The sequence below is a fragment of the Paradesulfitobacterium aromaticivorans genome (assembly GCF_054657415.1).
The window spans coordinates 731,499-744,641 of record NZ_BAAHYT010000011.1; the positions used below are offsets into that span (position 1 = coordinate 731,499).

The window sequence follows — 13,143 nt, forward strand, 5'->3', positions numbered from 1 at the left end:
TAAGGGATCCCTCCAATCCCTTACATTATACCACATTACGCAACATTACGCACTACTATCCAGGACAAATTTGACAGATTATCAATAAAAAAAGCCCTGTTTTCAAGGCTTGTAGGGATTTCTCTTTTAATGCAAGTGTCAAAGACCCGTTTGGGAGTAAGCATTGGGGTTGCGGAATTTCCCAGGGAAACAAGTACTTATGAAGGGCTTTACCGCTTGGCTGACCAACGGTTGTACGAAGGGAAGAACAGCGGTAAAGGCAAGATTGTAACCGGGGAATAACAGTAGAGGTACGAGTAAAAGGTACGTTTGGATTTCCCGAGAAAGCCGTAACAGATTCTTGCTTTTTGCATTTTCCCGTGCTAAACTTGAACTAAAGTTATATTCTTAAATAACTATGATGAGGAAAAGTAGGCTTAAATTATTTGCCAAGCGAGCCGGGGAGGGTGTGAGCCCGGTCAATGAGTCTAGGTTGAAGTTCTCCTCTGAGTTGCCAGCTGAATTCCCGTTAGCAGAAGGGATAGTAGGTGGGGCCGGAGTTCGACCGTTAGCGCGAAGGGGGTATCGGAACAACTGTTCCCGTACCTTGCTGATTTGAGTGGGTTTGCTTGCAAACCAACAAGGGTGGTACCGCGAGAAAATAACCTCGTCCCTGACTGGGGGCGGGGTTTTTATATTTGGAGAAGATCATTGCCAGAGTAGAAAGGGAAAATAAGGTCAAAAGATTAAAGGAGGAAGATAAAGATGACGAAAGCATCAGAACTGATCCGTGAGGAGATACTGACTCTTACGCCCTATATTCCGGGCAGGCACATTAAGGCAGTGGAAGCAGAACTGGGTATTACCGGGATCATTAAAATGGCTTCAAATGAGAACCCCCTCGGCCCCTCCCCGAAGGCGGCAGAAGCTGCTGCTGCAGCAGTAAGTGAGTGTAACTTTTACCCTGATCCGAACTGCACCTATTTAAGGGAAGAACTGGCGCGGTATTGGCAGGTTGCGCAAGACAACCTGGTGTTTGGCAATGGGGCGCATGAACTGATCTTTCTCATCACTTCTACTTTCTTGAATCCGGACGAAGAAGCGGTCATTCCCCTGCCTTCATTCGGGGAATATGTGTCAGCAGTAAAGCTTGCAGGCGGAGTGGTTAAAGCTATTCCTTTGCATGATCATATAATAGATTTAGAAGCCTGCCTAAAGGCTATAACCCCAAAAACCAAACTTATATATATCTGCAACCCTAATAATCCAACCGGAACGATCGTGGAAGCTTCGAAGCTGAGAGATTTTATGGAGCGCGTGCCTGAGAATGTCCTCGTTATTTATGATGAAGCCTACGGGGAATATATTGATGACCCCAGCTACCCCAAAGGTATTGACTGGGTTAAAGCGGGAAAGAATGTGATTGTCCTTAGGACTTTCTCGAAGGCCTATTCCCTGGCAGGGTTGAGAGTGGGCTATGCCTTGGCCACGAGTGAACTGGCCGGGTATGTGGCCCGCGTGCGCCAGGTCTTTAATGTGGATAGTGTAGCCCAGGCAGCAGCTGTGGCTGCCCTTAATGATCCTGAATATATCAGGCATTCCCTCGCCAGCAACAAAGCAGGCAGGGAATATCTGTACCGGGCTTTGGCGGAAATGGGGCTTGAGTATGTGCCCACCCAGGCCAACTTTATCTTGGTTAATGTTAAAGAGGATTCGAACAAGGTGTTTCAGGAATTGATGAAGCTAGGAGTAATCGTCAGACCAGCCAGTATTTTCGGGCTCCCCGAATTTCTGCGCGTAAGCATCGGCACTTTGGAGCAAAACCAGAAGTTTATCCGCGCTCTAAGCCAGCTCGTGTCCGGGGTCGTGTGATTAAGAAATAGCATCTGGTAATTCTGCAAGTTGCATTGCGCTTCAGCGGCTGCGTTCACGATGCTCCTCTGCTCGGACGGTTCGCTAAGCAAATGCAACTTGCAGATTTTCATCCTTCGAATGGTGCCGCGTCAGCGGAACAGGGGTCTGTTAATTAGAGGAAAGGCACAGTTACAATAAGCACGACAACTTCGGTAATCTCGATGGTAGCCCCATAGATGTCTCCGGTCAATCCTCCCAAAAGGCGGGCGACCCGCCAGGAGAAGAGCGTGACAAAAAGGAGAGCGGTAAGAACAGCGCTTACTCCTGCCAGACCGAAAAACCAGAAGACCAAGGCGGTGATGGCGACTCCTTCCAAGATGAAAAAAAGCCAGCGCGAAGATTCATGAAACCCTTTGCCCAGGCCTTGACTGCGGGCGTATGGGAAGTGGATCACAGCAATGAGGAAAGCCCAGCGTGCCAGTAAAGGTGGCAGGATTAAAATACTGTAAGAGCTGGGACTAAAGCTAGCTAAAAGGGAGAATTTCAGGATTAAGAGGGCAGCAAGGGTGATGGAGGCGTGAGCCCCAACCCGGCTGTCCTTCATTATTTCCAGCATGCGTTCCCGCGTACGTGACGAAAGCAGGCCGTCCATGCTTTCCATAAACCCATCGAGGTGCAACCCTCCGGTCAGGATTATTTCCAGGGCCAGGAGGATAGCAGCGACTGCCAAAGGAGGGTACAATAACCCGACAAGAGTAGCTGTGCCCCAGAGTACCAATACCAGAAAGAGCCCGATCAGCGGATAATAACGCTGTGAACGCGCGAACTCCTCAGCTGTGACATCCTGCGCTGAGGGAGCGGGATTCTGGTCAGGAAAGTGAAGGCAATAAGAAGTGCACGCATTTTAACGCTCCCGTAACTCATCCAGAATTTTTTGACCTGGCCCTTTAACTTCCAAGGGGTAACCCGCGACCACTAAGTACACCGTATCAGCCGCCTGAGCTAGGATCTGATTGCTGCGTCCTGCCAAGTCTCGGTAGGCGCGCGCCAGAGGATTATCAGGCACTATCCCCAAGCCCACTTCATTCGTTACAAAAATTACTGTGGGTTTAATCCCCGAGGCTGCTGCGGCAGCCTCTCGCACTTTATTTAGAATTTCCTGTTCCGCCTGGAGGCTGGAATGTTTCAAGTTTTCCCCCATATTTCCCTCAGCCTGAAAAGAACTGTGCGCAAGTATCAAGTTTGAGAGCCAGAGTGTGACACAGTCAAGGAGAACTACCCCGTCCCGCTCTCTCAGGGTCAACAACACCTCAGTAATATTAAGCGGCTCTTCTATAAGTTCCCACTCTGGCGGGCGGGATTCTTTATGTTTGCGCACGCGGAAAGCCATTTCTTCGTCCCATATTTGGGCGGTCGCGATATACGTAACCTTCTGGCCGCTGTGGTCGGCCACGAGTTCAGCGAAGGTGCTCTTACCGCTGCGAGCACCGCCGGTTACGAGAATAAATTTGGACATAAGCGTAATCACCTACCTTGTTCACTGACTCCGGCATCGGCGGAGGTGGCCATTTCTTCCAAAATATGAATTGCTGCTTCCACAAGATAAATACTTAAAGCTGCTCCGGTTCCTTCCCCTAAGCGCATGTTCAAATTGAGCATCGGCTCCAATCCCATAATTTTTAAGGCCCTGAGGTGACCCGGTTCGACCGAGGAGTGCGAGGGGAGCATGTAACGGGTAGAATTCGGACTTAATTTGGCTGCAATGAGTCCTCCGGCAGTGGAAATGAACCCGTCCACTATGATCGCCGCCCGGCTGGCTGCGGCTTGTAGGACAGCCCCGGCAATGGCTGCAATCTCCAAGCCGCCAACCTTGGCCAAAACGTCAAGCGGGTCGCCAATGTCCGGCTTATTAACGGAGATTGCTTTCCTGATAACCTTAATCTTGCGGGCCAGTCCGCGATCGTCAACCCCTGTTCCTCTTCCTACAACTTGCTCGACCGGCAGACCGGTATATAAAGAGACAATGGCGGAGCTGGGAGTCGTGTTGCCGATGCCCATGTCCCCGGTGGTAAGGAGGTTGGCCCCGGCGTCAATTTGCTCTTTGGCAACGGCGGCTCCACCAGGATTGCTTTTATTGCCTCGGCGCGGGTCATGGCCGGGCCTTGAGCCATGTTCTTGGTTCCACTCATAACTCTACGGCTCATTAGTTCAGCAGGTTCGAGCGGGAAAGCTACGCCCACATCAGTGCAGATAACCTCCGCACCCGCCTGGCGTGAGAGGACATTTATAGCTGCACCGCCATTAAGGAAATTATACACCATTTGTGGGGTTACTTCCTGGGGAAAAGCGCTGACCCCTTCCGCTACGACGCCGTGATCTCCGGCCATCAGGAGGACGGCCTTTTTGTGGATCTGCGGTCGAGGGGTCTGCTGCATCCCTGCCAGTTGTTTGGCGATTTCCTCCAACTGACCAAGGCTTCCTTGCGGTTTCGTGAAGGAATCCAGGCGTGCTTGGGTTTGGGCCATTGCTTCTTCATCGAGTCCGGTGATCTTGTTAAGAAGGCTTTCTAATTCTTGTTCGAGTTGGGTAAGTGCTTGCATGTTTTTCTCCTCCTAAAATTAAATTTGACTAAAATAAAAAGTCCTAACCACATAGCTGTGGTCGGGACTTTGCCTTCATCTCCGCCGCTCCTCCACACAAGGGAAGACTTATTTGCTTGAGGCAGGTCAACTGGCTTTCGCTTCCTCACTTAACCGCGCCTTCCCAGCCCATCGGCCAGTGGCAGTCTGCGGCAGCTCAGCGTTTACAGTGGTGGGTCCGCGCCGGCCTATACTTGTAATATTCCGGACTTCCCTATTCTCCCCGAAGGGCACCTCAAACAAAGCGTGTAGTTAGTTTTGCTCATAGCATAGCACATGGGGGACTGGCTGACAAGATAAAGCCTAAGAAATATTTCATGTATCTAATTAGACCTGTATTGGAACCCTGCCTAAGAGGTGAAAGTTAAATAGACGAGGAGAGCGTTAAGACTGATGATCAGGGATACGATTACTCCGCCAATCACATTGGTGAGGCGGCGGTTTGCCAATTCCCCCATGATATCCTTGCGGCTGGTAATGAGAAGAAGGGGAATGATAGCCGCCGGAAGAGCAAAGCTTAGAGTTACCTGGCTTATAATTAGGATTTTCATGGGGTTAAATCCGAGGGCAAGTAAGACCAGGGCAGGAATCATCGTGATAGTACGCCGAACATTGATTGGGAGGTCAAGGCCGATAAACCCTTTCATCATACATTCTCCGGCCATAGCCCCCACAGTAGAAGATGAGAGGCCTGAAGCAAGGAGGGCGAGGCCGAAAGCACCGCTCGAAAGGTTTCCGAGCAGGGGAGTCAGGGAGCGGTGCGCATCTTCGATCGAATCCACAGGCAATCCTTTGGAGTAAAACACGGACGCTGCAACGATTACCATGGCTGCATTAACCAGAAAGGCAATATTCATAGCGATGACGATATCCAGACGTTCCATTCGGAAATGCTTACGTGCTTCCTCAAGTTCATCGCTTTGACGGCGTGCTTTAACCAATTCCGAATGGAGAAAGATAACATGAGGCATGACGGTGGCTCCGAGCATTCCGACCGCAACGAGCACGCTCTCCGGACCTAAGCTGGGCACAAGGGTGTGGTATGCGATTTCCGTCCAGGCTGGTTTGGCCAGGAGCATTTCAATCATATAGGATATTCCGATCACTGCAACTAAGGTTACCACAATTCTTTCCACTACATGCTGGCCAAAACGCTGCAAATACACTATAACAAAGGTAACGCCGATTGTCAGGAGCCCGGCAACAAGTAGAGGAATGTTAAACAGAAGGTAAAACCCAAGTGTGGCACCCAGGAATTCAGCCATATATGTTGCAATTGCCGCCAGGAGCATGACTGTCCAGAGCAGCAAATTAACTGGTTTGCTGAATACCCGCCCACAATGGGTAGCCAAATCAACCCCGGTCACAATCCCTAATTTTGCAGAGAGAGTCTGCAAAAAAATTGCCATGAGGTTGCTCCAAAGTACAACCCAGATGAGGGTATAGTTAAAATTTGAACCTCCGCTTATGTTCGTCGCGAAATTACCGGGATCGATGTACGCAACACTGACGATGAATGCCGGGCCGAGGTAACGTGCCAGAGTTTTTAACTTAGCAGCCGGTTTTTCTCGTTCTAGTTTAAGTGGTACGGCCACATTCTGTACTAAGAAGGGACTCATGCCTTCGTTCATGCAGTTCCCTCCTCTATAGTTAATGCTATCATCTATAACCACCGCCTCTTTCCATTTGCTTTAGCAAATCTCTTATCTAAACTATGGAATTAAGCCAGCGGAGGTGTGGCCTTTAGTTATGGAAAGTTATGGGGAAGTATAATTAGTGATAGAGGTGCATTTATAAAAAACTATTGATGTAAAATTAAGACTGTTAAGAAAATTACGCTAGAACTTTGTCTCACCATGTTTTATAATAAGGGCAAGGAGGCGAAGAGGAGATGAACATACCCCAAGAAATTCAGGAGTTAATTCCCCAGGTGCCTTTTGTGCCGCTGGTGACGGCATCACAGGAAGGAAATCCGCATTTAATCGTGGTGGGAAAAGTGAAAGAAGTTCGGGCTGAAGATACTTTAGTTTTCGGGATTTACAAGATGGAAAACACGCAGAAAAACCTGCAGCAGACCGGGAAGATGCAGGCTGTAATATGTTCTCTAAAAGGAGGCCCTAAAGGGTACCGCTTAATCGGAACAGCGGCAGCTGAGGGGAAAGAGGTTCTCCTAAAAGTAGAAGAGATTGAGTCCTTATTATAGTGTTATCACTCTTGAAAATAGCATATTTTTATTAACATGGCCTGTAGTGAATAATTCTCTTCATAGTCTATAACCTAAAAAAAGGCCGTAGCTACTGGCTGCGGTTTTTGTGTGTTTATAAATCAAGTTGTTAACTGCGATGAAACTGTCGATTTGTTAAAAGATCTCACGCGCTTTGTGATTTCAGTGGATTTTGGGTGCGTATCGTGTACCACCCCCAAGTCATGTAAGGGATCAACTAAAGGCGGGTGGAAAATTTATCTTTGCGTTTTATTATATGTAAAATTCCCCCTGTTGAATTTGTGCACTTTAGTGTAAAATTAATATTGATTTTAATGAATTGCTCTGATTAATGTAATTTTGAGGGGGAACGTTTGTGTTTGAAAACGATATACTGATCGCTGGTGGAGATCCCGGTTTTGGTGCCATTAAACTTGATGTCGGAGATACGAAAGTGTTATTCCCGGCTGTGATCTGCAAAGGCAATGAGCGCATATTCTCAACTCTAGGGAATGCTGCCGTTCATAGAGGGTCTGACCTTGAAACACAAATCTCTGCTCTTGATGTAATTGTCAAAAATAATTCTACCGGGGTTGAGCGCCACTACTTCATGGGCAGTCTGGCGGAGAGTCTGAACCCGAATGAAGCCCATTATTGTTGGGATGAAGATAAGTCTACGGATGAAGAGGCCACGGCCTTGTTAGTGGTAGCCATCGCTTTGGCTCAACAGGGTCCCAAGGCCAATGTTTATCTGGGTACAGGAGTGCCAGTCAAGTATTATGCTAGCCTCAAAGAACGGTATGAATCCGAGTTAAAGGGTTCTTTCTCTGTTACTTTCCGCTCCGGCCCCTGGGCAGGGGAGACGCGCAGCCTTAATATTCTGCGTTCGCGCGTCTTGCCTCAGAGTTACGGTGTCTTTATTAAGGAAACTCTGAATGAGTATGGCATTCCAACAAGCCCCAAACTTTTTGGGGGATATGTGATCGTTATTGATCCAGGTTTCCGTACCACAGATGTAGCCACCTTTTATGACGGAGTTATGCTTGACCCCCCCAATTCTTTCAGTATCGAGAAAGGGTTAAGATGGGCTTATACCGGAGTTTCGGAAAAACTGAAAGAGATGACAGGTAATCACCTTAATCCTTTGGAAACGAATGACCAGGAGTTGGACAAGATCTTCCGCGTGAACGGCGGGCACTTTCCCTGGAATGACGGAGCGATAAACTTAAACCCGATTATGAAATTGATGCTCAAACAGTTAGGAACTGATATTGCACGCGAGGTTAAAAAGTCCTTAAAACCGATGATGGGGAAAATCCATACCGTGCTGGTAGCCGGTAAAGTTGGAGAGCTGATCTACGAACATCTGGAATTTGAGAATAAGGTACTAATCAGTGATCCTCAGTTTGGCAATGCCACCGGTTTTAGGATTATGGCAGCCAATATGGTCAATAACCTGACGAAGAAGGCGAATACTGGAGTATGATGTCCGAACAGCCATTTTTACCCTTGTATTTTGAAGAAGAGGATGATGATTTGTGGCAGGTTTTGGCTGCAATCAAACCGGAAAACCGCGCTCGTTTAGTTAAAGCGGCTTTGCGTCAGGCTTTTTTAGGGTCACTTCCGCCTGCTGAAACTCGTTTTGAAGGTACTGACAGTGAGGATATTAGCCCTAATAGAGAGAGTATTGCGAGAAAGAATGCGCACAGAGAGAACGATTGGATTGATAACGATAGCAGAGAACATAATCGCAGAGCGAGTGAAAATGGAAGCTATGATAGAGAACGATCCGGCGATGATGGTCACACGGAGAGCGAGTTAGATTTTAGCTTAGAAGATTTATTTATACCCACTTCCACTCCAACAACTCCAACGTTGCCTCAGGCGATTAAGGATAGAGCAGTCCCTGATGCCGTAGAACAAATCCCTTCTTGCCCCACGGCAATTGAGCAGGGTACAGCTCAAATCTCCTCTTGGGAGAACTTGCTTTATAATATTATTGGGACGGAAGATGACCAAGAAGTACTTACTATTTTTAGAACGACAAACCTCCAAAGGAAAGAATAACAACCTCACAGGGAAAGTGACACCCTGTATTCGCGCAGCCAAAGATCAGTCTGGATTAGGTAGGCAAACAGTTGGGGAAGATCCATGAGCTGGCCAAACCATGGCCGTCCTGACGGCATACTTGATGAGGTTTTGATTAATTCTTTAAGCGTAGGCACATTAAGGAGAGGCCTGAGGGGAGAATTGCTGTCGGCGAGGATCTCGCTTAGCCAGAGGCCGACTTTTTCAAGATATAGCGGATTATGAGTTTTGGGATAAGGGCTTTTACGCCGCCACAACACATCTTCAGGCAAGATCCCAGTCAGGGCTTGCCGCAGCAGTCCTTTCTCTCGTCCTTGATAATTCTTGAGTTCCCAGGGAATATTCCAGACATATTCCACCAGACGATGATCACAAAAAGGAACACGCACTTCAAGTCCAGAGGCCATGGTCATGCGGTCTTTACGATCGAGGAGAGTTGGCATAAAGCGGGTTAAAGTAAGGTAAGAAATTTCACGCAGCCGCTTTTCCATACTAGGTTTACCCGGAGCTATCAGATTCTTCTGTTCAGATTCTTGCGGAACTTCGGCTAAAGCTTCCTGGTAGCGGTGTCTTAGGTATTCCTGTCCGTTCAGTTCCTGAATAAGTGTGGGCGCAAGCACTGCCAAGCGGTGTTCAAGGCGCAGGGCCCAGGGAAAAGTTGCTGCCTGCAGTGCTTCCTCCCGGTGAAACCAGGGATAGCCTCCGAACACTTCATCTGCACACTCTCCGGAGAGACCGACTGTAATGTCCTTTTTGATCTCTTTGGCGAAAAGCAAGAGAGAAGAATCAATGTCTGCCATGCCCGGAAGATCACGGGCCCGCATCGAGTCGGCCAGAGAACTTGCTAAATCCTCTGTCCTGAGGACAACTGAGCGGTGTTCAGTGCCAAAATGGCGGGAGACTCGTTCAATCCAGGGTTCATCGGGATTCGGCTGAAAGTCATTAGGCTGAAAATATTTCTCATTATCAACGTAATCGACAGAAAAGGTAGGAAGCGGGGAGAAAAGATCGCTCGCTACCGCAGTAATTGCGCTCGAATCCAACCCTCCGGAGAGAAGAGTCCCAATGGGTACGTCCGAGACTAACTGACGCTTTACGGCGTCTAGAAATAATTCCCGCACGTTGCCGACCGTTGTGGCAGGATCATCAAGATGAGCATGAGCTTGCAATTGCCAATAGGAGTAGATGCGCATACCCTGACGCGAATATAGTAAAGCCTGCCCTCCCTTTAGTTCACGAATCCCTTTATAGATACCGTTCCCGGGCGTGCGGGCCGGTCCTACGAGCAAGATTTCACTCAGTCCGTCTTTGTCGACAATCGGTTCAATCTCTGGGTGAGCCAGCAGAGCTTTAAGCTCGGATGCAAAGAGGATAAAACCGGGCCTTTCAGTGTAAAAGAGCGGTTTAACTCCTAAACGGTCGCGGGCAAGGAAAAGACGTTCTCTTTGATCATCCCAGACAGCAAAAGAGAAAATTCCATTTAAGCGTTGGACACACTCTGCTCCCCAAGCTAGGTATGACTTTAATAAAACTTCGGTGTCCGAATGCCCGCTAAAGGTATAACCCTTGAGCAGCAGTTCCTGGCGCAACTCTTCCGTATTGTATATCTCTCCGTTGTAGATGAGAGTGCAACTATGTTCTCCTGCCGCGCCTCGCATAGGCTGCCGTCCGCCTTCAGCGTCAATCACTATCAGTCGGCGGTGACCGAAAGCTGCCCGCTCGGCAAGCCAGTACTCTTCAGCGTCCGGGCCGCGCGCGCTTAAACGTTCAGTCATTGCTCTGATCACATTTTGCCCGTTTCTAAGATCCCTGTTCCAATCAACCCAGCCAATAATTCCACACATAAACTCTCGCCCTCCTAGCTCCGATAAGGATAATCGTTATCAATTAGATAGCGTAGTATATGTCAGCATTACTGCGATGGTTACTAATCCAGGAATGTATTAGTTTTAAGTGTACGCCTAATAAAAAAGCTGTTCTAATCTTATTTTGATTAAAGCAGCTTTCTTGCAAATTAAAGGCATATTCTGTAAAAAACCACAGGGATCATTCAAGAGGGAGCATTCTTGCTCCCTCTAAAAAAAATAGAAAAGTATAACAATATACGCTTATTTGCTTAAGCCGTTTCTGCCAGGACACGGGCTACCAGCACATTTAATTCCTGCAGTCCCCAGTCTGCGAATTTGCCACTGAGCACAATAATCTTCTCTCTGACAGGCAAACCGTTTTCAATGCCAAAGTTTTTTTCCACATAGTCGATTCCCAGTCTGGTCAATCTGCAGACGCTCAGGACTACCCCCATAGGAACAGAATCTTTTTCTTCCCCCCAAATAAGGTGTACATCCCCAATTAATTCTTCGTCCTGGAGTTTTTTGATGGCTATATTGAATATATCCGGGTTCATTCCCAATGAAGCCGCGGTGATATCATCAAAATTGGGCAGATCTCTCTGGTATTCGGTATAAAGAGCGAGTAGAACTTTTTGCTTTGTATCCGGCTTCAAGTGTACACCCCCCAGGTTTCTGTATTATCTTAATATTTCGCCAACAGAAGCTGAAAATCCTTCTTTATTATTCGACAAAAAAGTCTCTTATGCGGCAGGAAAATTTCGAGATTTAGAGAAATAGGAGGTGGTTGTGTAAGAAAGGAGAATTGAGGATCGGACGAACAAAGGAGCAACATGCTGTGGGGCTGAGGTGGTTGCTCCAGGGCATAAGTTAGGATATACTAACTGCGGAAAGCTACCGAAGATTATTTCGCGAACATCCCTCCTAGTTATAATTTGATCGACGGTCCGGGGCTTAAAGCTAAACTGCATGACCTTGAGAAATTATATCTGATTGATATCCGCAAGCCGGAAGATTATGCTGTTGGGCATATTCCCGATGCAGTCAATATTCCGTTTTCTGAGATGGGCCAAAGGTTTGCCGGCTTGCCCAAAGATAAGCAAATTATTGTGTATTGTCCGGCCAAACCTCAGGTCAGGTGATAGCAGTCTTGAAGATGAACGGCTTTGATGCGCTTTCTCTGCTGGGTGGGTTCCCGGAATGGTTAAAGAGCTTTCCAGTAGCTAAGTAAACAGTTGAAATATGAAAGCGCCCTATTTAAGGACGCTTTTTTCGTTATTGATATAGAATATTGATTAGAGATTAGAGATTAGAGATTAGAGATTAGAGATTAGAGATTAGAGATTAGAGATTAGAGATTAGAGAGACTGTCTTACTGACATACTAACCCTGATGTTTCAGGGCGTTAGGCGAAACTACTGCGCTCTTTTGCGGTCGAAGTTGTTTTAAGAGTTATGTAAAACCTTAAAGTTCCGGCAGGAATTGTAGATGTCATGTCGAAATTGAAACAGGTTAGAAATAAGGGAGTGATTGTTGTGCTTAAGAAGTCTTATGGTGTAGTTTTAATGATAATGCTGGCTGTGGCCTTGACTGTAGGCGGGTGTGGACCCCAGCAGCAAGCTCCGGGCACTTCTCAAGATCAGGGTAAGCCTGTTAAAATCGGAGTGCTGCCGATTGAGGATAATCTGCCTTTTTATGTGGCTGAGCAGGACGGATTTTTCGGCAAAGCGGGCGTGAATGTTCAACTTGTGCCATTTACCAGCGCCCAAGAACGTGATGTTGCTTTGCAAGCAGGCCAGATTGACGGGGAAGTGGCTGATTTAGTGGCGGTCGGATTAATTAAAAAGGCCGGTACGGACATCAAGATAGCAGCGATTGGCATGGGGGCAACTCCGAAAGAAGGCCGCTTCGCCATTCTGTCCTCGCCGAATTCCAAGATTAAAAAGCCTCAAGACTTAAAAAATGTGGAAATAGGGGTATCCGAAAATTCCATTATCGACTATGTTACAGACCAAATGCTGGGTGATGCCAAGCTAACTCCGGCTGAGATTAAGAAAATGCCCATCCCTAATATGCCTGTGCGCAAAGATATGCTCTTGGCGAACAAGATTGAAGCGGCCTGCCTTCCTGACCCCCTGGCAACTTTGGCTGTAGCGCAAGGAGCACAGCTTGTGGTGGATGATACTTACCGCAATGTTTCCCAGACAGTAATACTGTTCCGTGCGGCCAGCATTAAGTCTAATCTGCAGGGAATAAAGGCCGTCGTTAAAGTTTACGGGGATGCTGGGCAGGCTTTGACGAAAGAACCTGAGAAGTATCGGAATTTGGTTATAGAAAAGGCCAAGATTCCGGACCCGCTGAAATCTTCTTACCCTGTTCCTACATTTTCTGCGCTGCGTCTTCCCAGTGAAGAGGAAGTTAACAGTGTGATGCAGTGGATGGTAAACAAGAAGCTACTCCCTGCTCCATACCCTTATCAGGAACTGGTTAACCCCAGCCTTCTCCCAACGGCTTAGATTAACAGTGTTTAAAA

At 47.6% G+C, this 13,143-nt stretch carries 11 protein-coding genes, 2 pseudogenes, 1 riboswitch and 1 other annotated feature; of the genes and pseudogenes, 7 read left to right on the top strand and 6 right to left on the bottom strand.

Annotated features, from left to right (window positions below; translation table 11 throughout):
• Positions 1-129 precede the first annotated feature (129 nt).
• Positions 130-282, top strand: coding sequence for a diguanylate cyclase domain-containing protein (locus ACYQ2N_RS20355; protein WP_460001254.1), 153 nt, complete (start codon positions 130-132; stop codon positions 280-282).
• Between the two features lie 106 nt (positions 283-388).
• Positions 389-657 (top strand) — a binding site (T-box leader).
• Between the two features lie 87 nt (positions 658-744).
• Complete coding sequence (gene hisC, locus ACYQ2N_RS20360; RefSeq protein ID WP_460001255.1) at positions 745-1,851, top strand: histidinol-phosphate transaminase; 1,107 nt, start codon at positions 745-747, stop codon at positions 1,849-1,851.
• A 154-nt stretch (positions 1,852-2,005) separates the two neighbouring features.
• Here hisC and ACYQ2N_RS20365 read toward each other — a convergent pair.
• The 4 genes and pseudogenes from ACYQ2N_RS20365 to ACYQ2N_RS20380 form a co-directional block, all read right to left on the bottom strand.
• Positions 2,006-2,635 (bottom strand): annotated as a pseudogene (locus ACYQ2N_RS20365) (adenosylcobinamide-GDP ribazoletransferase); the annotation flags it as partial.
• Between the two features lie 102 nt (positions 2,636-2,737).
• Positions 2,738-3,349, bottom strand: coding sequence for a bifunctional adenosylcobinamide kinase/adenosylcobinamide-phosphate guanylyltransferase (cobU, locus tag ACYQ2N_RS20370; RefSeq protein WP_460001256.1), 612 nt, complete (start codon positions 3,347-3,349; stop codon positions 2,738-2,740).
• 8 nt (positions 3,350-3,357) lie between these two features.
• Positions 3,358-4,433: pseudogene (gene cobT, locus ACYQ2N_RS20375) on the bottom strand (nicotinate-nucleotide--dimethylbenzimidazole phosphoribosyltransferase).
• A gap of 103 nt (positions 4,434-4,536) precedes the next feature.
• A riboswitch (cobalamin riboswitch) is annotated at positions 4,537-4,725 on the bottom strand.
• 97 nt (positions 4,726-4,822) lie between these two features.
• A complete protein-coding gene (locus tag ACYQ2N_RS20380; protein ID WP_460001257.1) occupies positions 4,823-6,103 on the bottom strand; it encodes an Nramp family divalent metal transporter in 1,281 nt (426 codons plus the stop codon).
• 260 nt (positions 6,104-6,363) lie between these two features.
• Between ACYQ2N_RS20380 and ACYQ2N_RS20385 the strand changes: the two genes are divergently transcribed.
• The 3 genes from ACYQ2N_RS20385 (at position 6,364) to ACYQ2N_RS20395 (ending at position 8,742) form a co-directional block, all read left to right on the top strand.
• Positions 6,364-6,675: a pyridoxamine 5'-phosphate oxidase family protein gene (locus ACYQ2N_RS20385; RefSeq protein WP_460001258.1), complete on the top strand. Its 312-nt coding sequence runs from the start codon at positions 6,364-6,366 to the stop codon at positions 6,673-6,675.
• 376 nt (positions 6,676-7,051) lie between these two features.
• Positions 7,052-8,161, top strand: a complete 1,110-nt coding sequence (locus tag ACYQ2N_RS20390) for a ParM/StbA family protein (RefSeq protein ID WP_460001259.1) — start codon at positions 7,052-7,054, stop codon at positions 8,159-8,161.
• Positions 8,158-8,742, top strand: a complete 585-nt coding sequence (locus ACYQ2N_RS20395) for a hypothetical protein (RefSeq protein ID WP_460001260.1) — start codon at positions 8,158-8,160, stop codon at positions 8,740-8,742. The genes ACYQ2N_RS20390 and ACYQ2N_RS20395 overlap by 4 nt, the downstream gene beginning before the upstream one ends.
• Positions 8,743-8,747: 5 nt before the next feature.
• Here ACYQ2N_RS20395 and asnB read toward each other — a convergent pair whose 3' ends face one another.
• On the bottom strand, positions 8,748-10,607 hold the full coding sequence (gene asnB, locus ACYQ2N_RS20400) for an asparagine synthase (glutamine-hydrolyzing) (RefSeq protein ID WP_460001261.1): 1,860 nt from the start codon (positions 10,605-10,607) through the stop codon (positions 8,748-8,750).
• A gap of 272 nt (positions 10,608-10,879) precedes the next feature.
• Positions 10,880-11,266 carry a hypothetical protein gene (locus tag ACYQ2N_RS20405; RefSeq protein ID WP_460001262.1) on the bottom strand — a complete coding sequence of 129 codons (387 nt, stop codon included), beginning with the start codon at positions 11,264-11,266 and terminating at the stop codon, positions 10,880-10,882.
• Positions 11,267-11,545: 279 nt separating this feature from the next.
• On the opposite strand from ACYQ2N_RS20405, the gene ACYQ2N_RS20410 reads away from it, so the two are divergent.
• Both ACYQ2N_RS20410 and ACYQ2N_RS20415 read left to right on the top strand, forming a co-directional pair.
• On the top strand, positions 11,546-11,752 hold the full coding sequence (locus ACYQ2N_RS20410) for a rhodanese-like domain-containing protein (RefSeq protein ID WP_460001263.1): 207 nt from the start codon (positions 11,546-11,548) through the stop codon (positions 11,750-11,752).
• Between the two features lie 351 nt (positions 11,753-12,103).
• Positions 12,104-13,126 carry an ABC transporter substrate-binding protein gene (locus ACYQ2N_RS20415; RefSeq protein WP_460001264.1) on the top strand — a complete coding sequence of 341 codons (1,023 nt, stop codon included), beginning with the start codon at positions 12,104-12,106 and terminating at the stop codon, positions 13,124-13,126.
• Positions 13,127-13,143 lie beyond the last annotated feature (17 nt).

Excerpts from the sequence above, each read along its gene's own strand:
- ACYQ2N_RS20355 (WP_460001254.1), top strand. The coding sequence starts at position 130 with ATGCAAGTGTCAAAGACCCGTTTGGGAGTAAGCATTGGGGTTGCGGAA.
- hisC (WP_460001255.1), top strand. The coding sequence starts at position 745 with ATGACGAAAGCATCAGAACTGATCCGTGAGGAGATACTGACTCTTACG.
- cobU (WP_460001256.1), bottom strand. The coding sequence starts at position 3,349 with ATGTCCAAATTTATTCTCGTAACCGGCGGTGCTCGCAGCGGTAAGAGC.
- ACYQ2N_RS20380 (WP_460001257.1), bottom strand. The coding sequence starts at position 6,103 with ATGAACGAAGGCATGAGTCCCTTCTTAGTACAGAATGTGGCCGTACCA.
- ACYQ2N_RS20385 (WP_460001258.1), top strand. The coding sequence starts at position 6,364 with ATGAACATACCCCAAGAAATTCAGGAGTTAATTCCCCAGGTGCCTTTT.
- ACYQ2N_RS20395 (WP_460001260.1), top strand. The coding sequence starts at position 8,158 with ATGATGTCCGAACAGCCATTTTTACCCTTGTATTTTGAAGAAGAGGAT.
- asnB (WP_460001261.1), bottom strand. The coding sequence starts at position 10,607 with ATGTGTGGAATTATTGGCTGGGTTGATTGGAACAGGGATCTTAGAAAC.
- ACYQ2N_RS20415 (WP_460001264.1), top strand. The coding sequence starts at position 12,104 with ATGTCGAAATTGAAACAGGTTAGAAATAAGGGAGTGATTGTTGTGCTT.